The organism is Mesorhizobium sp. BR1-1-4, assembly GCF_020165375.1.
Taxonomy (GTDB): Bacteria; Pseudomonadota; Alphaproteobacteria; order Rhizobiales; family Rhizobiaceae; genus Mesorhizobium; species Mesorhizobium australicum.
In genome coordinates this window covers 14,656-36,634 of the sequence record NZ_JAIUIB010000017.1, presented here as the reverse complement: position 1 = coordinate 36,634, position 21,979 = coordinate 14,656, and the positions used below count along the sequence as shown (strand labels likewise).

The following is a 21,979-nucleotide window of genomic DNA, read 5'->3' as shown; positions in this document are numbered from 1 at the left end:
AAAGGCACTTCATGCGTGATATCCTCAACGACCTCGAAGCGGGCAAGTATCTTTCCGATCCGGATCCGGTGCGTCGCGCCCAGATTCAGATGAAGACGCCGCTGCCCAAGCGCTTCTATAAGGAGGTCTCGGTCGCGTCGGCGGAAGGTGGCTTTGCCGTCCATCTCGACGGCAAGCCGGTGCGCACGCCGGGCAAGGCAATGCTGGCGCTGCCGACCGAGGCGGCCGCGACGCTGGTTGCCGGCGAGTTCGCGGAACAGGGCGAGACGATCAATCCGATGACGATGCCGGTGATGCGGCTGGTCAACACCGCCATCGATGGCGTGGCCAGCGATCCGCAGGCGGTGCTGGAAGACATTCTGCGTTTTGCCTCGTCGGATCTGCTCTGTTATCGCGCCGATGCCCCGCAAGGGCTGGTCGAGCGGCAGAACGAGCGGTGGGATCCCGTCATCGACTGGGCTCGCGCAGCACTTGGGACCCGTTTCAACCTTGCCGAGGGCATCATCCATGTCGAGCAGCCACGCGAAACCATTGCCGTGCTGGGCAGCCATCTGGCGCAACGCGCCGAACCGCTGCGCCTTGCCGCCATCCATGTCATGACATCGTTGACCGGCTCGGCATTGCTGGCGTTGGCGGTCGATTTCGGCGAGCTCGACGGCGAGGAGGCCTGGGCCGCCGGCCATGTCGATGAGGACTGGCAGATCGCACAGTGGGGACAGGACGCCGAAGCCGTCGCGCGCCGCGCCGCTCGCAAACGGGACATGATGGCCGCCGTCAGCTTGCTCGAAGCGCTGCGGGCCTGAGGGCTTCGCTCCGCCTTCGCACTGCACCTAATACGAAAGTCATAATCCCATCGTCGCGGTGCCCTTTCCCCGCCCTTTCTGCCATTTTTCCTGTGTTGGCTGCGTCTTTGAGTCCGCGTTCGGAGGAGAACGCGGACGTCGGCGCGCAGCATCGAGGTCTCACGGGAGGATAGCTCTATGGCAATGGCATCGACCGCCGGCGGAACGAGCCGCGGCATGACGCGGGAGGAGAAGAAAGTCATCTTCGCTTCCTCGCTCGGCACTGTTTTCGAATGGTACGATTTCTATCTCTACGGCTCACTGGCGGCTTTCATCGGCTCGACCTTTTTCAGTCCGACCATTCCCGAGGCAACGCGCAACATCTTCGCGCTGCTGGCCTTTGCCGCAGGCTTCCTGGTTCGCCCGTTCGGCGCGCTGCTGTTCGGTCGCATCGGCGACCTCGTCGGCCGCAAATACACGTTCCTGGTCACAATGACGATCATGGGCCTGTCGACCTTCCTGGTCGGTCTGCTGCCCGGCTATGCAACCTTGGGCATCGCGGCTCCGGTGATCCTTATCGTCCTGCGCATGCTGCAGGGTTTGGCGCTGGGCGGCGAATATGGCGGCGCGGCGACCTATGTCGCCGAACATGCACCCGATGACCGCCGTGGCTTCTACACCTCGTGGATCCAGACGACCGCGACGCTCGGCCTGTTCCTGTCGCTGATCGTCATCCTGATCGTGCAGGGATCGCTGAGCAAGGAGACCTACGCCGCCTGGGGCTGGCGCATTCCGTTCATCGTCTCTTTCCTGCTGCTCGCCGTTTCGATCTGGATCCGGTTGTCACTCTCGGAGTCTCCGACCTTCCAGAAGATGAAGGACGAAGGCAAGGGCTCAAAGGCGCCGCTCTCGGAAGCCTTTGGTCAGTGGAAGAACGCCAAGATCGCGCTCCTGGCGCTGCTCGGCCTCACAGCCGGTCAGGCCGTGGTTTGGTACAACGGCCAGTTCTACGCGCTGTTCTTCCTGCAGAATGTGCTGAAGGTCGACGCGCAGTCGGTCAACATCATGATCGCCATCGCGCTGGCTATCGGCTCGATCTTCTTCGTCGTCTTCGGCTGGCTCTCCGACAAGATCGGCCGCAAGCCGATCATCATGGCTGGCCTTGCGCTGGCCATTGTCTGTACCTTCCCGCTGTTCAAGGCGTTGACCTGGGCCGCTAATCCGGCGCTCGCCAAGGCTCAGCAGAGCACTCGGGCAACGGTGACGGCAGCTCCCGGCGACTGCAAGTTCCAGTTCAATCCGGTCGGCACGGCGAAGTTCACGACGTCCTGCGACATCGCGACTTCGTTCCTGACCAAGAACTCGGTTCCCTATGAAGTGGTGTCGACGGCTGCGGCCGGGACGCCTGCGTCAGTCAAGATCGGTACAGAGACAGTGGCGTCCTACGATGCGGTCGCCGCCGGCGATCAGGCCAAGGCTAAGGACGCCGCCTTCGTCAAGGCAGTCAACATGTCCTTGCAGGACGGCGGCTATCCGCTGAAGCGAGCGCCGATCAAGGTCGCGGACCAGAAACTCGATGCCTTCATCGCAGCCAATCCTGAACTTAAGCTCGACGCGGCCGCCATCCGCGGCGGTGAAAAGGCAGCGGTGCCGACCGACCAGGCGGTTAAGGACAAGCTCTTGACCGCCGATGAGGCAGCGGGCGCCCCCGAGGTCACCGTCTACAACATACCGGGCGGCGGTGCCTTTGCCATGTTCGCCGATCCGGCGGCGGTTAACTGGCCGATGACGATCGGCATCCTGTTCATCCTGGTCCTGTTCGTGACCATGGTCTATGGGCCGATCGCGGCGATCCTTGTCGAGATGTTCCCGACTCGCATTCGGTACACGGGCATGTCATTGCCCTACCACATCGGCAATGGCTGGTTCGGCGGCCTGCTGCCGGCGACGGTGTTCGCGCTCAGCGCCTACAAGGGCGACATCTACTACGGCCTTTGGTATCCGGTGGTCATCGCGGCGATGACCCTGATCATCGGCATGATCTTCGTCAAGGACACGCTCGGCACCGACCTGCACGCCAAGGAATAGTCGGTAGGCCAGAACGAAAAGCCCGGCGCGAGCGATCGCGCCGGGCTTTTTTATTCAAGATCGACGTGGAAGGGTTCAGCCCTTCCGCCGCGGGTCTTCTTCCTCGACGGCGGCCTCGTGATACCAGCCATCGAAATCGGCGTGCTCGCCGCGAAGCGCGGCAAGCTCTGCCGCGAATTTGGCCTTGGCGCCTAAATTTAAGGCAGTCCTGCGCGCTGCCAGCGGGAACATCAGGATTTTCGCCGACGGACGCGATTGCGTGACTTGCATTGCCGGTGTCCCCGCTTTTTCAGGCGCTCGTTGATTCAGCTTTCACCAAAATAGGTCCTGCGATTCATTTAGGCAATATGCCTATGAAAAGATCATGATTTGCCTATGATTTAAGCAATATTGCTGCCTGGATCATCCGCAAGCATTGCTGAGGCGGCTCATTAAAATAATCGCCTGGGCACGATCATTTTGCCGCACCCTGCGAGAGCCGAGTGGCACACGAATTGCTTTTTATCCATCGGCAGGCCGGCCTGTTTCGGCCATGCATCGACATCCGCCTGCTTGCGGTGTCCAAGCAACGAGAGGCTCTAGAATGACCAAATACAAGCTCGAGTATATCTGGCTCGATGGATACACCCCGGTCCCGAATCTTCGCGGCAAGACGCAGATCAAGGAATTCGCTGAGTTCCCGACGCTCGAGCAACTGCCGCTGTGGGGTTTCGACGGATCCTCGACGCAGCAGGCCGAGGGCCACAGCTCCGATTGCGTGCTGAAGCCGGTCGCGGTCTATCCCGATCCGGCCCGCACCAACGGCGTGCTCGTCATGTGCGAAGTCATGATGCCCGACGGTGTTACGCCGCATGCATCCAACAAGCGCGCCACCATCCTCGACGACGAAGGCGCCTGGTTCGGCTTCGAGCAGGAATATTTCTTCTACAAGGACGGCCGTCCGCTCGGCTTCCCCGAGAGCGGCTATCCCGCACCACAGGGGCCGTACTATACCGGCGTCGGCTACTCGAATGTCGGCTCCGTTGCGCGCCAGATCGTCGAGGAACATCTTGATCTCTGCCTCGCGGCCGGCATCAACCATGAAGGCATCAACGCCGAAGTGGCGAAGGGGCAGTGGGAATTCCAGATATTCGGCAAGGGTTCCAAAAAGGCCGCCGACCAGATGTGGATGGCCCGCTATCTGATGCAGCGCTTGACCGAAAAGTACGGCATCGACATCGAATACCACTGCAAGCCCCTCGGCGACACCGACTGGAACGGCTCGGGCATGCATGCCAATTTCTCGACCACCTATATGCGTGAAGTCGGCGGCAAGGCCTATTTCGAAGCGCTGATGGCGGCTTTCGACAAGAACCTGATGGACCACATCGCCGTCTACGGCCCGGACAACGACAAACGTCTGACCGGCAAGCACGAGACCGCGCCGTGGAACAGGTTCAGCTACGGCATCGCCGATCGCGGCGCCTCGATCCGCGTCCCGCATTCGTTCGTCAAGAACGATTACAAGGGCTATCTGGAAGACCGCCGTCCGAACTCGCAGGGCGACCCCTACCAGATCGCCTCGCAGATCCTGAAGACGATCGCTTCGGTGCCGGCGAGCGCAGAGATTTCGGCCGCCGCCTGATCCGTTTTGCGGGCGCTTCAATGCGCGGCAGATGGATGTTCTTGCAATAAAGGCCCGGGCGGAAGCGCCCGGGCCTTTCTTTTTACCGACCCGACATGACGCCACGCGCGGTCAGCGTCGTCACCGACTGCCCCGGAGCGGCGAATTCCCCCAAAAAAAGTCAGGTTGAAAAACAACGAGCGGTTTCACCGAAACGAGCGGCTTTGGCTGACGCTCCTTGCCGCTACTCGTCTCGTGCGGTTCCAAGTTTTCATTGAAAAAGCCCGGAAAACAGCCTGTTTCAGCTCGGTTCGTACGCGGCGGTCCTTTATATAAGCCACTGTTCATACATTGAAATCGGCGATTTATGCCTCCGTGTGGCGGCGTTGACAGGCTACGCCGCGGCATGCGTATTCGTGGCCTTGGGGTTACGCCAAGCGATGCTGTTCGAACGGGGCGGGGGTTTCGTGAACGACGGCATTGGCGGGGGCGCCGGACGAGCGGGCATTGCAGCCTGAGGCAGTGTGCCGCTCGCTCCTGGCGATTGATTGCGTCCCCCAAAAAAGCAAGTTGACCATCGTTGTGTGGCTGGCCGCACGCAATCCATCGATGAGCCTTTGGATCAGCAAAAAGCCCTTGAAGGGGGAAAGCCTTCAAGGGCCTTAAAACATTATTCGAGCGGAATCCTAGACCGAATAGTACATGTCGTACTCGACCGGATGCGGAGTCATTTCGAAGCGCATCACTTCGGCCATCTTGAGCTCGATATAGCTGTCGATCTGGTCGTCGTCGAAGACGCCGCCGGCCTTCAGGAAGCCGCGGTCCTTGTCGAGGCTCTGGAGCGCTTCGCGCAGCGAACCGCAGACGGTCGGGATCTTCTTCAGTTCCTTCGGCGGCAGGTCGTAGAGATCCTTGTCCATCGGCTGTCCCGGATGGATCTTGTTCTTGATGCCGTCGAGACCTGCCATCAGCATGGCGGCGAAAGCGAGGTAGGGGTTCGCGCCCGGATCGGGGAAGCGGACTTCGACGCGCTTGGCCTTTGGTGAGCTGCCGAACGGGATGCGGCAGGAAGCCGAACGGTTGCGCGCCGAATAGGCAAGCAGCACCGGCGCCTCGTAGCCCGGCACCAGGCGCTTGTAGGAGTTGGTCAGCGGGTTGGTGAAGGCGTTGATCGCCTTGGCATGCTTGATGATGCCGCCGATGTAGAACAGGCAGCTCTCCGAAAGACCGGCATATTCATTGCCGGCGAAAGTCGGCTTGCCGCCTTTCCAGATCGACTGGTGAACGTGCATGCCCGAGCCGTTATCGCCGAAGATCGGCTTCGGCATGAAGGTGGCCGTCTTGCCATAGGCATTGGCGACCTGGTGCACGACGTACTTGTAGATCAGCATCTTGTCGGCGTTGCGGACAAGCGTGTCGAACTTGATGCCGAGCTCGTGCTGGGCGGCTGCCACCTCGTGGTGGTGCTTTTCGACGCGCACGCCCATTTCGGCGAGTACGGTCAGCATTTCGGAGCGCATGTCCTGCGCCGAATCGATCGGCGGCACCGGGAAATAGCCGCCCTTGATGCGCGGGCGGTGGCCGAGGTTGCCGGTCTCGTAATCGGTGTCGTCGTTCGACGGCAGTTCCGTCGAATCGAGCTTGAAGCCGGTGTTATACGGATCGGCCTTGTATTTCACGTCGTCGAACACGAAGAACTCGGCTTCCGGGCCGACATAGATGGTGTCGCCGATGCCTTCCGACTTCATGTAGGCCTCGGCCTTCTTGGCGGTGCCGCGCGGGTCGCGGTTGTAGGATTCGCCCGAGACCGGATCGAGAATGTCGCACAGGATGACCATGGTCGACTGCGCGAAGAACGGATCCATGTGGACGGTGTCCGGATCGGGCATCAGCACCATGTCGGACTCGTTGATGGCCTTCCAGCCGGCGATCGAGGAGCCGTCGAACATGACACCGTCGGCGAACATGTCTTCCTCGACCTCGACGACATCCATGGTGACGTGCTGCAGCTTGCCCTTCGGGTCGGTGAAGCGCAGGTCGACGAATTTCACGTCGTTGTCCTTGATCTGCTTCATGATGTCTTTGGCTGTCGTCATGTCATGTAATCCCTGTGTGCTGACGTTTTTTGATGGATGACGTTTCTTAGAGGATGGCCGGCTCGGATCAAACCGCGTCCATTCCGGTTTCGCCGGTGCGGATGCGCACCACTTCCTCGATGTTGGAGACGAAGATCTTGCCGTCGCCGATGCGGCCGGTCTGGGCCGCCTTGCGGATAGCCTCGATCGCGCCTTCCACGGCATCGTCGCCGAGCACGACCTCGATTTTCACCTTGGGCAGGAAGTCGACGACATATTCGGCGCCGCGGTAGAGTTCGGTATGACCCTTCTGGCGGCCGAAGCCTTTGGCCTCGGTCACGGTAATGCCTTGCAGTCCGGCCTCCTGAAGCGCTTCCTTCACTTCGTCCAGCTTGAATGGCTTGATGATCGCTTCGATCTTTTTCATGTAAAAAGTGGCCTCCACTGCCAAAAAAACGGGTTGTGAGCCCCCGCTTGCGCCTCAATCAAGCACGAACTGTGCCAGTCGAAGGGAACAGAAGCGGTGTCATACGATTTCAAAGTCATGTCACCCCCATATGCAAATTCGCGTCATTCGCTGCATCGGAAGCGGCATAGATGGCTGCAGCCTACCCGGCACGACTGTGCATGTCTGCCCAATATTCGGGCAAATTGCTCATCTTGCGGGCAGATCGGTGCCTGCAATCCTCGCGCCGATCGACGTGCTCATGACAGCGCCAACTCCTCCCCGTTTGCGTCGAGCCGAAAACTGGACAATGCTTGATCGAATGCGGATCGGCAATCCATGAGCCACGAACTTCTTACCTCCGCCGAGATGGGCGAGGCGGATCGGCTGACAATTGCAGCAGGTCCAACCGACGGCGTTGGATTGATGCGCCGTGCCGGGCAGGCCGTCGCGACCGAAGTGCTCAGCCGCTATCCCTCGGCAGCGCATGTCCATGTGTTATGCGGCCCGGGCAACAATGGCGGCGACGGTTATGTCGTCGCTCGCATTCTGGCCGGCAGCGGTGTCGCCACCACGGTCTGGACGTCTGGCCCGCCGAGGCCGGGTAGCGACGCGGCAGTCGCCGCCGCGGAATGCCCCATCAAGCCCCGACCGCTATCGGACTTTGATCCCGGTCCCCGCTCGATCGTGGTCGATGCGCTTTATGGGGCAGGGCTGTCCAAGCCGCTGTCCGGCGACGCCGCCAGGGCGGTCGATCTGGCCGCCAAGCTGCATTTGCGGGTTGTCGCCGTCGACCTGCCTTCCGGCATTTCCGGTGACAGCGGCAAAGTGCTCGGAACGTCGTTTTCAGCAGACCTCACAGTGACCTTCGCGCGCAAGAAACCCGGCCATCTGCTGCTGCCGGGCCGGGAAAGATGCGGCGAGATCGTGCTTGCCGATATCGGCATAGTGGCGGAGATCATCGCAAGGCTGCAGCCCCGCACGTTCGAGAACGGTCCAGCGCTTTGGTTGCGCGATTTACCGGTGCCGGCAATCGATGCCCACAAATACAAGCGCGGTCATGTCGGCGTCTTTTCCGGCGGGCCGAGCGCCACTGGCGCGGCGCGGCTCTCAGCCCTTGCCGCTGCCCGAAGCGGGGCAGGGGCGGTGACGGTTCTGTCGCCGGGCAACGCCATGCAGGTCAATGCCGCGCACCTGACCTCGATCATGCTGCGCAAGGCCGACGAAGCTGCCGACATAGAAGCATTCGTCGGGGAGCGCCGGCCATCGGCCTTCGTTCTCGGGCCCGGCTTTGGCATCGGCGAAAAAACCCGGGCGTTCGCACTTGCGCTACTCGCGTCGGGCAAGCCGGCCGCGTCCACCGGAATTGACGGCCTGGTCTTCGACGCCGACGCGATCACCTCGTTTCGTGAGGCGCCGGATGTCTTGTTCGAAGCCGCCCGCAGGCCGGACGCGCCCGCGCTGGTGATGACACCGCACGAAGGCGAGTTCGCCAGGCTGTTCGCGGACATCGCCGATGACAATGTCTCGTCCAAGCTGGACAAGGCACGCGTGGCGGCCGCGCGCGCCAATGCCGTCATCGTCTACAAGGGCGCCGACACGGTGATCGCCGCTCCCGATGGCAGAGCGGCGATCAATTCCAACGGCGTGGCCTGGCTTGCCACCGCAGGATCGGGCGATGTGTTGTCCGGCATCACGGCCGGCCTGCTTGCCCAAGGCATGCCGGCTTTCGAAGCGGCCTGCGCGGCGGTCTGGATCCATGCCGAGGCCGGCAGTCGGTTCGGGCCGGGGTTGATCGCCGAGGATTTGCCGCTGGCGATGGTGCCGGTGCTGCGCGAACTGGTGGCTGCCAGAGGAGGGCGCTGATCAACCGCACTTGAGCGATGACCTCGACACCGTTCACAGTGGGATGTTGTCGTGCTTCTTCCAGGGGTTCTGCATATCCTTGTTGCGCAGCATGCGAAGCGCCCGGGCCATGCGGCGGCGGGTCGAATGCGGCATGATCACCTCGTCGACATAGCCGCGCTCGGCGGCCACGAAAGGCGACAGGAAGCGGTCCTCGTAAGCCTTTGTATGAGCCGCGATCTTTTCGGCATCGCCGATGTCCTTGCGGTAGATGATCTCGACCGCGCCTCTCGCCCCCATGACGGCGATCTGCGCCGTCGGCCAGGCATAGTTCATGTCGCCGCGCAGATGTTTTGACGCCATCACATCATAGGCGCCGCCATAGGCCTTGCGGGTGATCACGGTGATCTTCGGCACGGTCGCCTCGGCATAGGCGAAAAGCAGCTTGGCGCCGTGCTTGATCAGCCCGCCATATTCCTGCGCCGTGCCCGGCAAAAAGCCTGGAACATCGACAAAGGTAACGATGGGAATAGAAAAACAGTCGCAGAAGCGCACGAAGCGCGCCGCCTTGCGGCTGGCGTCGGAATCGAGCACGCCGGCCAGCACCATCGGCTGGTTGGCGACAAAGCCAACGGTACGGCCTTCGACCCGGCCGAAACCGGTGACGATGTTCTTGGCAAAACTCTGCTGGATCTCGAAGAAGTCACCTTCGTCGGCGACCTTCAGGATCAATTCCTTGATGTCGTAAGGCTTGTTGGCGTTGTCGGGGATCAGCCGGTCGAGCGACATGTCATGGTCGGTGACCGACTGGAAGCATTCGATCTCGGGGATCTCCGACGTGTTGGAAGCTGGCAACAGGTCGATCAGCCGCCGCATCTGCAGGAGCGCCTCGACGTCATTGTCATAGGCGCCGTCGGCGATCGAGGACTTCGTCGTGTGCACCGACGCGCCGCCGAGGCTCTCGGCGGTCACCGTCTCATTGGTTACGGTCTTCACCACGTCCGGTCCGGTGACGAACATGTAGGAGGTGTCGCGCACCATGAAGATGAAGTCGGTCATGGCGGGCGAATAGACGTCACCGCCGGCGCATGGGCCCATGATGACCGAAATCTGCGGAATGACGCCGGACGCAAGCACGTTGCGCTGAAAGATCTCGGCATAGCCGCCGAGGGCTGCCACGCCCTCCTGGATACGCGCCCCGCCGGCATCGTAGAGGCCGATGATTGGCGCACGGTTGCGCAGCGCCATCTCCTGCACCTTGATGACCTTCTCGGCATGGGCTTCCGACAGCGAACCGCCGAACACGGTGAAATCCTTGGCGAAGAGGTAAACGGGACGGCCATTGACCGTGCCCCAGCCGGTGACGACGCCATCGCCGGCGATCTTTGTCTTCTCCATGCCGAAATCGGTCGAGCGGTGCTCGACATACATGTCGAATTCCTCGAACGAGCCTTCGTCGAGAAACACTTCGATGCGTTCGCGCGCGGTGAGCTTGCCCTTCTTGTGCTGCGCATCGATACGGGCCTGGCCACCACCCATGCGGGCGATGTCGCGCCGCCGCTCGAGTTCCTTCAGCACGTCCTTCATCGTTCGATCCCCAAAATCGGAAGCTGCGTTTGTGGTAATGATGCCGGTCGGGGAGTGCAAGCGTCGGCTTTTTGGCTGGTTTTTGCTGCACCGCAACATTGCGCCCCTTGCATTCCAGGCCGAACTCAGCCATATGCAGCCCATAGGCGCTTGGGCCGGGAGATTCCGGCCTTCTCGACAAATGAGACTGGTTGCGTCTGTTTTCCCTCTTTCCGGTATATCGGCCCTCTTCCGATACATCACAAAGTGGCGAAAAAGCCCCGTGGCATGATGCCTGCGGGCACGACAGCGCAGCCGAGTGGACGCACGCGTCCGCCCGCCTTGTCGTTTCATATAAAATTTTCGACGGCAGGTTGCGCCCTGCCGCCATTGACGTTTGCGGCCAGAGGCCGCGTGAAAGAAGATTATTTTGACCAACGAAAACACATTGCCCGGCAACGACACCGCGGAACTCTCCGGTTTCGCGGCGCTGGGAATTACCGGTGCGCTGCTCAAGGCCACCCACAATGCCGGCTTCGCCGAACCGAAGCCGATCCAGATGCAGGCGATCCCGCCGCAGCTGGAAGGCCGTGACATTTTCGGCATCGCCCAGACCGGCTCCGGCAAGACCGCTGCCTTCGCGCTGCCGATCCTGTCGAAGATCATCGCACTCGGCACCAAGCGGCGCGCCAAGACGACCCGCGCGCTCATCCTGGCGCCGACCCGCGAACTCGCGGTGCAAATCGAGGACACCATCAAGATCCTCGCCAAGGGCGCGCATGTCTCGACGGCACTCGTGCTGGGCGGTGTCTCGCGCTTCAGCCAGGTGAAGAAGGTTGCTCCCGGCGTCGATATCCTCATCGCCACGCCCGGCCGGTTGACCGACCTGGTGCGCGAGGGCGACCTCATCCTCTCCGACACCAAATGGCTGGTGCTGGACGAGGGCGACCGCATGCTCGACATGGGCTTCATCAACGACGTCAAGCGCATCGCCAAGGCGACCGCGCCCGATCGTCAGACGGCGCTGTTCTCGGCCACCATGCCGGACGAGATCGCCGAACTCGCCAAGGGCCTCCTGAAGAACCCGGTCCGCATCGAGGTCTCGCCGCAAAGCACCGCGGCGGCCGAGATCGTGCAGGGCGTCGTCTTCGCCCGCACCAAGCAGAAGCGCCAGGTGCTGTCGACGATGCTCGCCGACGAAGCGATGAAGTCCGTCATCATCTTCTCGCGCACCAAGCATGGCGCGGACCGGGTGACCAAGGACCTGGAACGCGACGGCTTCAAGGCCGCCGTCATTCATGGCAACAAGTCGCAGAATGCCCGTCAGAAGGCACTGAATGATTTCCGTGATGGATCGGTGCGCATTCTGGTCGCGACCGACATCGCCGCGCGCGGCATCGACGTGCCCGGCATCAGCCATGTCGTGAATTTCGACCTGCCGGACGAAGCCGAAAGCTATGTCCACCGTATCGGCCGCACCGGCCGCAACGGTATGGATGGCATCGCGATCACGCTCTGCGATCCTTCGGAGAACAGCAAGCTGCGTCAGGTCGAGCGCATCATCCGCACCAAGCTGCCAATCGTTGCCGACCATCTCGGCAGCCCCGATCCCGCACGCAATCCTGCGGAAAAAAACGAGCGCTTCGAACCTGCCAACGATCGCGACCGCAATGGCCGTCGCGACGGCAGGCGGCCGGGCGGCGAGAAGAAGCCGAACAACGGCTTCGGCAAGAAGCGTTTCGGCGACAAGCCGGCCTTTGCCGGTGAGCGCAAGCCGGAAGGTGCAAAACCCTTCAAGGGCAACAACAAGCGCCGCTTCGGCGGCAAGCGTCCGGCCGCACGGGCTGCCTAACGAAACCTCGCGGCAACCGGCCAGTTCCTAACGGTTGCCTGGTGCCGACTACGAATGAAACGGCGGCTGAACATTGCTTCAGCCGCCGTTTTGTCTTCCAACCTCACTTCGCCACCGCTTCGATCCAGACGGCAATCCGTTGCGCCAGGAATGCGGTGGTGGATGGCGATAGCGCGTCGCCGGCAATGACATGGTTGTCTGGATCGCCAGTGCTTTCGATGGGCACCAGCTCATGCGCGGCACCCCAGCGCGCGGCGATCTCACGCGTGCGGTCGGGTCGCACGACCCTGTCTATATCCGAGAAGATGAACAGGGCGGGAATGGTCGCCTTCTCCACCGGCGCGCCATAGGCAAGGTCGGTCAGCGCCTGCATCGGCATCGTCGCGGCGATCGGATATCTGGTGGTCCAGAATTTCTCATGCAGCGCGTTGCGCGGCGCGAAGCTGCGTTCCTTGCCGGCGACGAGTTCCGCGATCTGCTTGCCCCAGGGCATGGTCAGGATCTCGGCGCCGGATGCTTTCACGCCGAAATTGGGCGAGATGAATGCAATGGCCGCCACACCCTCGGACGCCCCGGGCTGCGTCGCCGCCCAGGCCGCCAGCGCGCCGCCGGTCGATGTCGAGATGACGATCACCTTGTCGCCGATTGCCCGGCCGATGGCGAGCGCCTCCTCATAGTCGTTGATCCAGGCGTTGACGCTGCCTTGCGTCATCGCCGCGCCGTCCTGCCCGTGGCCGGTGAGGCGGGTGTAGAACAGGTTGGCGTCGAGCTGGTCGGCCACGTCGTCGGGCAAGGGTCGGATCTCGCCCTTCGATGCGGAAAAGCCGTGGATGTAGACGATCGACAGCGGTGTCTTTGCGTGCACCATTGGGTTGGCCCAGACGATCTCCTTCTCCAGCCCGTCGCGGATACCGGGTACGGCAGCCTCCACTTTTGCCACATAGGCCTGTGGGTCGTCGCCGATGGCGGAAGGATCGAAATGGATCGTGGTGTCGACGAGTACGCGTGGACCCAGTAGGAAGGTCAGTGCAAGGACGGCGATCAGGCCCAGCACAGCAAGCACGATCCGTCGCCCCATCGCAGACTCCACGCAACAACATTCAAACTATGGTGGTGGCCATGAACAGGCAACGGCCGTTCAGGCGGCCAAGCCACCAATCCTGTGGGCATTATTTGTTGGGCGGTTTGCGCTCATAATGCAGCGGGCGCGCTTTCCAGCTGGTCGTCAGGCTGATCACCCATCGGCATAGCGGCCTTGGCAGCATGCCGAGAATTTTCAACGGCCAGCTCGTTCTGTACGGGAACGTCACTTCGAAGCCGCCGGATTTGATTCCCCGCACCATGCGGCGCGTCGCGCGGCCGACCGGCATCAGGCCAGGCATCGGCAGCATGTTCTTTTCGGTCAATGGCGTGTCGACAAAACCGGGGTTAATCACCTGGACGCGGATGTTCATCTTGTCGAAATCATATTTCAGCGACTCGGCCAGAATGTTGATAGCCGCCTTGGTACCGCCATAGGCCGCCGTGGTCGGCCAGCCGAAATAGGCGGTCACCGAGCCGACCAGAACGACATGCCCACGCGCGCGCACCCGCATATGCTCGACGACAGGCACCAGCCCATTGATGATGCCGAAATAGTTGACTTCGAAGGAGCGGCGGAAATCCTTGACGACGAGGGACTCTCCGGGTGTCGAGATGTAATTTCCGGCATTGAAGATGGCGAGCACGATCGGCCCGAGGTCGTTCTCGATCGCCGCCACCGTTCTTGCCATGCGCGGCTCGTCGGTGACGTCGCAGGGAAAGGACACGACCTTGCCCGGCATCTGCGCGGTCTCGACGATGAGCGTGTCGATCGGATCGTCGTCCAGCGCTGTCACAGCCACCGCATAGCCTTGTGACGCCAGATCCCTGGCCAGCGAGCGGCCAATGCCGCTGCTGCCGCCGGTGACCCAGGCTACGCCGTGTTTCGGATCGGCCCGATAGAGTGTCATGCTGCGCCCTGCCGAGTTGTTATGTCTTGCTCTAGCGGTGGAGAAATCGAATGAAAAGAGTGCTTCTCGACGCCGGGTGCAAATGAACTGTCCGGTGTCCACCGGTCCCCGGCGACATCCATACACCGCAGCGCCGGAAATGCGACTGGACCAGACGAATTCTTGCCTTGAAACCGAAGCGTTGGGTTTCTAGGGTTTCGGCGCACGCATACAAGGAATCCCGAATGCCCCGTTCAGTGATCGACGCGATCGGCAACACGCCCCTGATCCGCCTCAATAAGGCTTCCGAAGAAACCGGCTGCGAGATCCTGGGCAAGGCCGAGTTCATGAATCCGGGGCAGTCGGTTAAGGATCGCGCCGGCCTGTTCATCATCCGTGATGCCGAACAACGCGGCCTGTTGCAGCCGGGCGGTGTCATCGTCGAGGGAACCGCCGGCAACACCGGCATCGGGCTGACGCTCGTCGCCAAGGCGCTGGGCTATCGCACTGTCATCGTCATTCCGGATACGCAGAGTCAGGAAAAGAAGGACACGATCAGGCTGCTCGGCGCCGAGCTGATCGAAGTGCCGGCCGTGCCTTACAGGAATCCCAACAACTACGTAAAACTGTCGGGACGGCTGGCGGAGCAGATGGCCAGGAGCGAACCGAACGGCGCGATCTGGGCCAACCAGTTCGACAATGTCGCCAACCGCGATGGCCATATCCGCACCACGGCCGAGGAAATCTGGGCCCAGACCGGCGGCAAGGTCGACGGTTTTGTCTCGGCGGTGGGGTCGGGCGGAACGCTGGCCGGTGTCGGGCTCGGATTGAAGGCCAAGAGCAAGAACGTCAAGATCGCGCTCGCCGACCCTCTCGGCGCCGCGCTCTACAGTTTCTACACCAGCGGCGAGCTGAAGTCAGAAGGCAGTTCGATTACCGAAGGCATCGGGCAGGGGCGCATCACCGCCAACCTCGAAGGCTTCACGCCTGACTTCTCCTACCAGATCAGGGATGAGGACGCGCTGCCGATCGTCTTTGACCTGATCCAGGAGGAAGGCCTGTGCGTCGGCGGCTCGACCGGCATCAACATCGCCGGCGCGATGCGGCTGGCTGCGGAATTGGGTCCGGGCCACACCATCGTGACGATCCTTTGCGACTACGGGACGCGCTACCAGTCGAAGCTATTCAACCCCGAATTCCTGCGCGAAAAGCAACTGCCGGTACCAGGCTGGATGGAATTGCAGAGCAAGATTTCAGTGCCCTTCGAGAAGGTCACGTGATGGCGCACCGGACCGAAGCGCTGTTTCGCGACGACGCCTATCTCCGCACGGCGGATGCCACGGTCGTCGCCATCAATGAGCGCGGCGGCATCATCCTCGACCGGACGATCTTCTATGCCACTTCCGGCGGCCAGCCGGGCGATAGCGGCACGTTGGAGCGTGCCGACGGCAGCCGCGTCGCAATTGCCGCCACGATCACTGGCGAGACCAAGGACGAGATCATCCATGTGCCGTCACCGGAGCAGGCCTTGCCGGAGGTGGGCGAGACGGTGAAGCTCGCCATCGACTGGGAGCGCCGGCATCTGCTGATGCGCATGCACGCGGCTTGCCACCTGCTCACCGTTGTCTGCCCGTTCCCGATCACCGGGGCGGCGGTTTCCGAGGACGACAGCCGTGTCGATTTTGACATTCCAGACGCCAGCTTCACCAAGGAAGAGGTGACCGCCGGCATGATGGATCTGGTGCGGGCCGATCATCCCATCTTCACCAGGCTGATCAGCGACGAGGAATTGGCCGCGAATCCTGGCTTGGTGAAGTCCAAGAACGTCCGACCGCCTGTTGGCACCGGCAAGATCCGTCTGGTCTGCATCGGTGACAATGCCTCGGTGGACAGCCAGCCCTGCGGCGGCACCCATGTGAGGAGCACCGGCGAAATCGGCGAAATCCACATCGGCAAGATCGAAAAGAAGGGCCGGGAGAACAGGCGCTTCCGCATCCGCTTCGGCCCGATGCCGGCGAACTGAACAGACAGACACCATCAAAAGGCGGCAGGAGAAAAGAATGGCCGAAGACAGTCCTTTTACCGTCGATGCGGACTGGCTGCAGGAACGCCTCGGCCAGCCGGGCCTGACGATCATTGACGCCTCCTGGTATCTGCCTGCACAAAGGCGCGACGCGCGCGCCGAGTATGATGCGGCTCACATTCCTGGCGCCCGTTTCCTGGACCAGGACGCGGTTTCGGATCCTGACGCTGCCTTGCCGCATACACTGCCATCCCCGCAGCATTTCGCCCAATATGTCGGCGCGATGGGCGTTTCGGCCGATGACACCATCGTCGTCTATGATGGCCCGGGCTTTTTCTCCGCACCGCGGGCATGGTGGATGTTCCGGATCATGGGTGTCTTCCAGACCTATATTCTGGACGGCGGCTTTGATGGCTGGAAGGCGACCGGCCGGCCGGTAACGGCCGAGCCGACGAAGATCGCGCCAAGCGTCTTTCATGCCGATTTCGACGCCGGTCGCGTCGTCGGTCTGGCCGATATGCGCCGGATTGTCGATACAAAGACAGCACAGATCGCCGATGCCCGTGGGCCGGGCCGCTTCACCGGTAGCGAACCCGAGCCCCGCGCTGGCATCCGCTCCGGCCACATGCCGGGCGCGCGCAATGTGCCGTACTCCGCATTGTCGGAAAACGGCAGGCTGCTGCCGAAGGACCGTTTGCGCAAGGTGATAGAGGACACCGGTGTCGACCTATCCAAGCCCGTGGTCACATCCTGCGGCTCCGGCGTCACCGCCGCGGTGGTCACGCTGGCGCTGGAGACGCTTGGCCATACCGACAACAGGCTTTATGACGGCTCATGGACCGAGTGGGGCGGATTGTCCGATACACCAGTCGTGACCGGCCCAGCGACCACCGGCCCTGCAACGACCGGCCCAGCAACGACCGGCCCAGCAACGACTGGCCCAGCAACGACTGGCCCAGCAACGACCGGCAAGGAATGAATTGATGGAAAACGGCGTGCTGCAGGACATTGAGGTCACGGTGACTTTTCTCGAAATGCATGCCCCACCGCCCGTCTCGCCACCGGTACCCTACAACCGCCAGGTCGCGCTGCTGAAAACCAGGGACATTCCCTTGCACTTCTATCGCTACCTGATGGACCGGGTGGGACGCAAATGGCACTGGGTGAATGTCCTGAGGCTGAATGACGATGAGCTGTCAGCCGGAATCCACCGCGAGGATCGCGACATCAGGGTGCTCTATCTCGACGGTGCGCCGGCCGGCTTCTTCGATCTCAAGCCGCATCTGCCCGAGGAAGTCGAACTCGCCTATTTCGGCATGATGGAACATGCCACCGGTCAAGGCATCGGCCGCTGGTTCCTTGGTTCGGCGATTGCCGCAGCATGGTCGTATGGGCCGAAAAGGGTGACGGTGCAGACCTGCACGCTCGACCACCCGGCCGCGCTACCGCTCTACCAGAAGCTCGGTTTCAAGCCGGTGGCGCAGAAGAAGGAAGTCGTGCATCCCCTGCCTTTCGCCGAGCGCTCGGCCAGCGTCATGCGGCCGTAAGTTCAGCCGGAATCCGCCGCCGCTTCGATGATTCATCAAGGGATTGTCGAACTGATTAGCCGATTAACGATTTCGGTGGCCCTCCCGGAGCTCGAAGGGAGGATCCGACATCGGATCGGCTCATGCACGCTTGGCAGGAATCGGGTGGGAAGCACGGCGGCGAGCGCATAGTTTCCGGTCGCCAGTACCGGAGATCTTACGATGACCATCCAATTCACAGCTCTGCCGACCGAAAATGTCAGGGCGCTGCAGCGCGGCGGCCCCGATGCCTATGGCCGTACGCCCGAGCGGAAAAACTCTGACGGCGACGGGATGCCTTGCCGTCATTGTCTCAGGAATATCGCCGCCGGCGATGTCTATCTCATCCTCGCCTACCGGCCATTTCCAGACCCTCAGCCCTATGCAGAAACCGGGCCGATCTTCCTGCATGCCCAGGAATGCGAGCGTGCCGTCGGGACAAGGGAGCCGCCGGAGATCCTCGACAGCCCGGACTATATCGTGCGCGGCTATGGCGGCGATGATCGCATCGTCTACGGCAGCGGTGGCATTATCCCGACCGGAGCAATTGCCGCACGAGCCGAGACTTTGTTGGAGCGTGAGGACATTGCCTATGTGCATGTCCGCTCGGCGCGCAACAATTGCTATCAGTGCCGCATCGAGCGCGCATAAGATCAAGGGATTGGCGGCAGAAAGTCTCTGTCGCACTGCTGTCGCATAGACGCGCTAGAAAGCCAGTGTCGATCGATTGGCCGACCGCGGATGAACCGGCGGCAATCTCGATATCGAGGAAGCGGGGCTTTGGCTCCGCTTTTTTGTTGCCCGCGTTCGGCCCTAACGTCTTTCGCCGCAAAAAAGCCCGCCGGCATGGCCGACGGGCTTCGACTGTTTGCCTGGAGGGGGCTTAGTTGAACTTGTACTTCGCGCCGATACGCACGGTATGGAAGGAAGCCTTGGAAGTGATGGAGTCGTCGGGGAGGCCGAGATCCGACGAGAAATCCTTCTTGGCAAACTGCGAATAGCGGTATTCCAGACCGAGCGTGACGTTGCTTGACACTGCCGTTTCCAGGCCACCACCGACTGAGAAGCCGCTGGAACCCCAGTCGATGATATCACCGACCGGATCGGAAGCGTTCAGATCGAAATGCTGCCAGCTATAGCCAGCCAGTGCATAGGCAAGGGTCGATTCGTTCATCTTCATGCCGACGCGGCCCAGCACATCGAAGCCGTAGTCCGTATCAAGATTGATCGAGCCGCCTGGGATGTCGAGCTGGCTGGTCATGCCCGAATAACGAGCATCGACCATGACACCCGCAACCCAGCTGCCGAAGTCATGATCATAGCCGACGTTCAACTCGCCAAGCACGCCTTCACCACCAAGGCCGTTGAACTTGGCACCGAGAAGCGGCGGGATTTCGAGCTGGTGCACCGATGCGCCGGCGCCCAAGCCACCACCGATATAGAAGCCGGTCCAGTTGTAGGCGGGTGTTTCAAACGAAGCGGCGGCTCCGTTCTGCGCACCGAAGCGATAGCTGGCGGCAACCTGGAATGTGTGACGCGACGTGTCGAGATTGAGTGCGCCGTCCGGCGAAGGAATGCCAGCTTCGGAAAGGAGATCGTCCTTGGTGCCGAAGCGGGTGTAGCGGTATTCTGTTTTGATCGTCCAGTTGCTGTTGATCGCGGTTTCGAGACCACCCCCGACGAAATATCCGCTCTGGTCCCAATCGAAGCCGAAACCGGCATTGGTATCGAGCTTGTACTTCTGCCAGGAATAGCCGCCCATGACGTAGCCCAGCGTAGTCGGCGTGATCAGGTAACCAGCACGCAAACCGGCATCGAAGCCGTATGTCTCCTGAATAGACGCGTCGAAAGGGCCGACATCCAGCGACGTTTCAATGTTGCCAACATGGACATCGACAAGCCCACCCAGAAGGAAGCGGGGCGACACCATATAGTCGTAACCAGCGGTAAGTTCGCCGTAGACCCCTTCACCGCCGATGCCATCCAAAGACAGACCGGGGATGAAATCGCTGCTGAGCTTGTGCGAGTTGGCTCCGGCGCCGATACCGAAGCCAACATAAACGCCACTCCAGTTAAAACCGGATGCCTCGACCGGTTGCACAACATCAGCGGCATGCGCGACCGACATAATTGCCACCGCCGATACTGCACTAAGAAGAATAGATTTCGCTGAAACGCGAAGAAACATAGCCCGTACCCCTAATCAATAAGCCCAAGATGTTCCTAGCAGGGAGTCGGCCAAGACGGGTATGACAAAAATGCAACAATAGGGGGTAAAGTGCCCCTACGGCACACGCTTCGATGGTCCTCTGGGAAGCGGGTTTGGCGCATCATTGCCCAAAGCAAAAAGCCCGCCGGAGTGAACCGGCGGGCAAGAGTGTGAGTTGACTTTTTCTGGGTATGTTCCGGGTATATTAAGCCGCCAGCACTGCTTTCGGCTCGACCAGTTCGTAGCCGAGCGCTTCGGCGACCGCGCGGTTGGTGATCTTGCCCTTGTGGACATTCAGGCCGTTGCGCAGGTGATGGTCATCGACCAGAGCCTTCAGGCCCTTGTCCGCGAGTTGCAGACCATAGTGCAGCGTCGCGTTGTTGAGCGCGTGGGCCGAGGTGACCGGCACGGCACCTGGCATGTTGGCAACGCAGTAGTGGATCACGCCGTCGACCTCGTAGGTGGGCTCGGCATGGGTGGTGGCGTGCGAGGTCTCGAAGCAGCCGCCCTGGTCGATGGCGACATCGACCAGTACCGAGCCCTTCTTCATGCCGGACAGCATTTCGCGGCTGACGAGCTTCGGTGCGGCGGCGCCCGGGATGAGCACGGCGCCGACGACGATGTCGGCCGAGAAGCATTCTTCCTCGAGCGCCTCGACGGTCGAGTAACGGGTGTGGACCCGGCCGGCGAAGAGGTCGTCAAGCTGGCGCAGGCGCGGGATCGAGCGGTCGATGATGGTGACATCGGCGCCAAGGCCGGCGGCCATACGGGCCGCGTGCAGGCCAACGACGCCGCCGCCAAGCACGGTGACCTTGCCCGGCAGCACGCCGGGTACGCCGCCGAGCAGCACGCCGCGGCCGCCATTGGCCTTCTGCAGCGCCGTGGCGCCGGCCTGGATCGACAAGCGGCCGGCGACTTCCGACATCGGGGCCAGCAGCGGCAGGCCGCCACGATCGTCGGTCACGGTTTCGTAGGCGATCGCCGTCACGCCCGAGGCGAGCAGGCCCTTGGTCTGCTCCGGATCCGGAGCCAAATGGAGATAAGTGTACAGGATCTGGCCTTCGCGCAGCTGTGCCCATTCATTGGGCTGCGGCTCCTTGACCTTGACGATCATGTCCGACTTGGCGAACACGTCGGCGGCCGTCTTGGCGATGATGGCGCCGGCGGCGCGGTAGGCGTTGTCATCGGCGCCGATGCCGGCGCCCGCGCCGGTCTCGACCAGCACTTCATGGCCATGGGCGACATATTCGCGTACCGAGCCCGGCGTCAGGCCGACACGGTATTCGTGGTTCTTGATTTCCTTGGGGCAGCCGATGCGCATTTTCTTCTCCTGATCCGGGCCCTTTTGGGCTCACTCCCTGTAGTGCTGGAGTGAACCATGAATCGGCGTGCAGGTGTTTGCGAATGCGCTTGCGCGAACAGGCCGGTTTCGATATTTGTTGCAAAAAATAAACGGATTTTCGCAGGAATCACGAAAAATGCCGCTCGACAGGATTGATATCGCCATTCTTGAGACTTTGCAGAAGGACGGGCGGATGCCGAACGCGGCCCTTGCCGAGAAGGTTGGCCTGTCGCAGTCGGCCTGCTCGCGGCGGCTCGACAATTTGGAGAAGTCCGGAACCATCCGCGGCTATCACGCCCGGCTGTCCAACGCGGCCCTTGGCCACCAGATGACGGCGATCGTCCACATATCGCTCTCCGGCCAGTTCGAAAAGACGCTGTCGGATTTCGAGGCGGCGATCAAACGCTGCCCCAACGTGCTGTCGTGCCACCTGATGTCGGGCGAGTACGACTATATCCTGAGGATCGCGGCCAAGGATCTCGTCGACTACGAGCGCATCCACAAGGAATGGCTGTCGGCGATGCCGCATGTAACGAAGATCAATTCGTCCTTCGCCTTGCGGGAAATCGTCGACCGGACGGCTATGGGCCTGAAGCCGGAGATGGCCTAGAGCC

At 61.7% G+C, this 21,979-nt stretch carries 19 protein-coding genes; 11 read left to right on the top strand and 8 right to left on the bottom strand.

The genetic code is table 11. The annotated features are described in order from the left end of the window. The first annotated feature begins 11 nt into the window (after positions 1-11). The gene (locus tag LB571_RS27980; protein ID WP_224599621.1) at positions 12-803 is read left to right on the top strand and encodes an ATP12 family chaperone protein; all 792 of its coding nucleotides are present in this window, start codon (positions 12-14) and stop codon (positions 801-803) included. Between the two features lie 177 nt (positions 804-980). Further along, on the top strand, positions 981-2,870 hold the full coding sequence (locus LB571_RS27975) for an MFS transporter (RefSeq protein ID WP_140664349.1): 1,890 nt from the start codon (positions 981-983) through the stop codon (positions 2,868-2,870). Between the two features lie 75 nt (positions 2,871-2,945). Here the strand turns inward: LB571_RS27975 and LB571_RS27970 are convergent, their stop codons facing one another. Further along, positions 2,946-3,140: a DUF2735 domain-containing protein gene (locus LB571_RS27970; RefSeq protein ID WP_140619551.1), complete on the bottom strand. Its 195-nt coding sequence runs from the start codon at positions 3,138-3,140 to the stop codon at positions 2,946-2,948. 313 nt (positions 3,141-3,453) lie between these two features. On the opposite strand from LB571_RS27970, the gene LB571_RS27965 reads away from it, so the two are divergent. Then, positions 3,454-4,494, top strand: a complete 1,041-nt coding sequence (locus LB571_RS27965; protein WP_015317962.1) for a glutamine synthetase beta-grasp domain-containing protein — start codon at positions 3,454-3,456, stop codon at positions 4,492-4,494. A 665-nt stretch (positions 4,495-5,159) separates the two neighbouring features. Here LB571_RS27965 and glnA read toward each other — a convergent pair. Together glnA and LB571_RS27955 are read right to left on the bottom strand one after the other, a co-directional pair. After that, on the bottom strand, positions 5,160-6,569 hold the full coding sequence (glnA, locus tag LB571_RS27960; RefSeq protein WP_015317961.1) for a type I glutamate--ammonia ligase: 1,410 nt from the start codon (positions 6,567-6,569) through the stop codon (positions 5,160-5,162). A 67-nt stretch (positions 6,570-6,636) separates the two neighbouring features. After that, a complete protein-coding gene (locus LB571_RS27955) occupies positions 6,637-6,975 on the bottom strand; it encodes a P-II family nitrogen regulator (protein WP_006205430.1) in 339 nt (112 codons plus the stop codon). A 357-nt stretch (positions 6,976-7,332) separates the two neighbouring features. Here LB571_RS27955 and LB571_RS27950 point away from each other — a divergent pair, with 357 nt between their 5' ends. Beyond that, the gene (locus LB571_RS27950) at positions 7,333-8,859 is read left to right on the top strand and encodes an NAD(P)H-hydrate dehydratase (RefSeq protein ID WP_140619557.1); all 1,527 of its coding nucleotides are present in this window, start codon (positions 7,333-7,335) and stop codon (positions 8,857-8,859) included. Between the two features lie 33 nt (positions 8,860-8,892). Here LB571_RS27950 and LB571_RS27945 read toward each other — a convergent pair whose 3' ends face one another. Beyond that, positions 8,893-10,425 carry an acyl-CoA carboxylase subunit beta gene (locus LB571_RS27945; RefSeq protein WP_140619559.1) on the bottom strand — a complete coding sequence of 511 codons (1,533 nt, stop codon included), beginning with the start codon at positions 10,423-10,425 and terminating at the stop codon, positions 8,893-8,895. 409 nt (positions 10,426-10,834) lie between these two features. On the opposite strand from LB571_RS27945, the gene LB571_RS27940 reads away from it, so the two are divergent. After that, the gene (locus tag LB571_RS27940) at positions 10,835-12,256 is read left to right on the top strand and encodes a DEAD/DEAH box helicase (protein WP_015317958.1); all 1,422 of its coding nucleotides are present in this window, start codon (positions 10,835-10,837) and stop codon (positions 12,254-12,256) included. A 103-nt stretch (positions 12,257-12,359) separates the two neighbouring features. On the opposite strand, the gene LB571_RS27935 is transcribed toward LB571_RS27940, so the two are convergent. Together LB571_RS27935 and LB571_RS27930 are read right to left on the bottom strand one after the other, a co-directional pair. Continuing rightward, on the bottom strand, positions 12,360-13,334 hold the full coding sequence (locus tag LB571_RS27935; RefSeq protein ID WP_140619560.1) for an alpha/beta hydrolase: 975 nt from the start codon (positions 13,332-13,334) through the stop codon (positions 12,360-12,362). Between the two features lie 91 nt (positions 13,335-13,425). Then, entirely contained in the window at positions 13,426-14,247 is an 822-nt protein-coding gene (locus tag LB571_RS27930; RefSeq protein WP_140619562.1) for an SDR family oxidoreductase, read from the bottom strand. 224 nt (positions 14,248-14,471) lie between these two features. Between LB571_RS27930 and LB571_RS27925 the strand changes: the two genes are divergently transcribed. The 5 genes from LB571_RS27925 (at position 14,472) to LB571_RS27905 (ending at position 18,465) form a co-directional block, all read left to right on the top strand. Then, positions 14,472-15,506 carry a cysteine synthase A gene (locus tag LB571_RS27925; protein ID WP_140717259.1) on the top strand — a complete coding sequence of 345 codons (1,035 nt, stop codon included), beginning with the start codon at positions 14,472-14,474 and terminating at the stop codon, positions 15,504-15,506. Next, on the top strand, positions 15,506-16,249 hold the full coding sequence (locus LB571_RS27920) for an alanyl-tRNA editing protein (protein ID WP_140664369.1): 744 nt from the start codon (positions 15,506-15,508) through the stop codon (positions 16,247-16,249). Before LB571_RS27925 ends, LB571_RS27920 begins: the two co-directional genes overlap by 1 nt. Before the next feature lie 37 nt (positions 16,250-16,286). Then, the gene (gene sseA / locus LB571_RS27915; protein ID WP_224599619.1) at positions 16,287-17,228 is read left to right on the top strand and encodes a 3-mercaptopyruvate sulfurtransferase; all 942 of its coding nucleotides are present in this window, start codon (positions 16,287-16,289) and stop codon (positions 17,226-17,228) included. A gap of 4 nt (positions 17,229-17,232) precedes the next feature. Next, positions 17,233-17,796 carry a GNAT family N-acetyltransferase gene (locus LB571_RS27910; protein ID WP_015317952.1) on the top strand — a complete coding sequence of 188 codons (564 nt, stop codon included), beginning with the start codon at positions 17,233-17,235 and terminating at the stop codon, positions 17,794-17,796. Positions 17,797-17,997: 201 nt separating this feature from the next. Further along, a complete protein-coding gene (locus LB571_RS27905) occupies positions 17,998-18,465 on the top strand; it encodes a DUF1203 domain-containing protein (RefSeq protein ID WP_224599617.1) in 468 nt (155 codons plus the stop codon). Positions 18,466-18,697: 232 nt separating this feature from the next. Here LB571_RS27905 and LB571_RS27900 read toward each other — a convergent pair whose 3' ends face one another. Together LB571_RS27900 and ald are read right to left on the bottom strand one after the other, a co-directional pair. Then, positions 18,698-20,002, bottom strand: a complete 1,305-nt coding sequence (locus tag LB571_RS27900) for an outer membrane protein (RefSeq protein WP_140619569.1) — start codon at positions 20,000-20,002, stop codon at positions 18,698-18,700. 226 nt (positions 20,003-20,228) lie between these two features. Continuing rightward, positions 20,229-21,344: an alanine dehydrogenase gene (gene ald / locus LB571_RS27895; RefSeq protein WP_015317949.1), complete on the bottom strand. Its 1,116-nt coding sequence runs from the start codon at positions 21,342-21,344 to the stop codon at positions 20,229-20,231. A 157-nt stretch (positions 21,345-21,501) separates the two neighbouring features. Between ald and LB571_RS27890 the strand changes: the two genes are divergently transcribed. Continuing rightward, positions 21,502-21,975 (top strand): Lrp/AsnC family transcriptional regulator, encoded by a 474-nt coding sequence (locus tag LB571_RS27890; protein ID WP_015317948.1) that lies wholly within the window; start codon positions 21,502-21,504, stop codon positions 21,973-21,975. The last annotated feature ends 4 nt before the right edge of the window (positions 21,976-21,979 follow it).

Excerpts from the sequence above, each read along its gene's own strand:
- glnA (WP_015317961.1), bottom strand. The coding sequence starts at position 6,569 with ATGACGACAGCCAAAGACATCATGAAGCAGATCAAGGACAACGACGTG.
- LB571_RS27935 (WP_140619560.1), bottom strand. The coding sequence starts at position 13,334 with ATGGGGCGACGGATCGTGCTTGCTGTGCTGGGCCTGATCGCCGTCCTT.
- LB571_RS27975 (WP_140664349.1), top strand. The coding sequence starts at position 981 with ATGGCAATGGCATCGACCGCCGGCGGAACGAGCCGCGGCATGACGCGG.
- sseA (WP_224599619.1), top strand. The coding sequence starts at position 16,287 with ATGGCCGAAGACAGTCCTTTTACCGTCGATGCGGACTGGCTGCAGGAA.
- LB571_RS27920 (WP_140664369.1), top strand. The coding sequence starts at position 15,506 with ATGGCGCACCGGACCGAAGCGCTGTTTCGCGACGACGCCTATCTCCGC.
- LB571_RS27890 (WP_015317948.1), top strand. The coding sequence starts at position 21,502 with ATGCCGCTCGACAGGATTGATATCGCCATTCTTGAGACTTTGCAGAAG.
- LB571_RS27910 (WP_015317952.1), top strand. The coding sequence starts at position 17,233 with ATGGAAAACGGCGTGCTGCAGGACATTGAGGTCACGGTGACTTTTCTC.
- LB571_RS27900 (WP_140619569.1), bottom strand. The coding sequence starts at position 20,002 with ATGTTTCTTCGCGTTTCAGCGAAATCTATTCTTCTTAGTGCAGTATCG.
- LB571_RS27905 (WP_224599617.1), top strand. The coding sequence starts at position 17,998 with ATGACCATCCAATTCACAGCTCTGCCGACCGAAAATGTCAGGGCGCTG.
- LB571_RS27980 (WP_224599621.1), top strand. The coding sequence starts at position 12 with ATGCGTGATATCCTCAACGACCTCGAAGCGGGCAAGTATCTTTCCGAT.
- LB571_RS27950 (WP_140619557.1), top strand. The coding sequence starts at position 7,333 with ATGAGCCACGAACTTCTTACCTCCGCCGAGATGGGCGAGGCGGATCGG.
- ald (WP_015317949.1), bottom strand. The coding sequence starts at position 21,344 with ATGCGCATCGGCTGCCCCAAGGAAATCAAGAACCACGAATACCGTGTC.
- LB571_RS27955 (WP_006205430.1), bottom strand. The coding sequence starts at position 6,975 with ATGAAAAAGATCGAAGCGATCATCAAGCCATTCAAGCTGGACGAAGTG.
- LB571_RS27925 (WP_140717259.1), top strand. The coding sequence starts at position 14,472 with ATGCCCCGTTCAGTGATCGACGCGATCGGCAACACGCCCCTGATCCGC.
- LB571_RS27965 (WP_015317962.1), top strand. The coding sequence starts at position 3,454 with ATGACCAAATACAAGCTCGAGTATATCTGGCTCGATGGATACACCCCG.
- LB571_RS27945 (WP_140619559.1), bottom strand. The coding sequence starts at position 10,425 with ATGAAGGACGTGCTGAAGGAACTCGAGCGGCGGCGCGACATCGCCCGC.
- LB571_RS27970 (WP_140619551.1), bottom strand. The coding sequence starts at position 3,140 with ATGCAAGTCACGCAATCGCGTCCGTCGGCGAAAATCCTGATGTTCCCG.
- LB571_RS27930 (WP_140619562.1), bottom strand. The coding sequence starts at position 14,247 with ATGACACTCTATCGGGCCGATCCGAAACACGGCGTAGCCTGGGTCACC.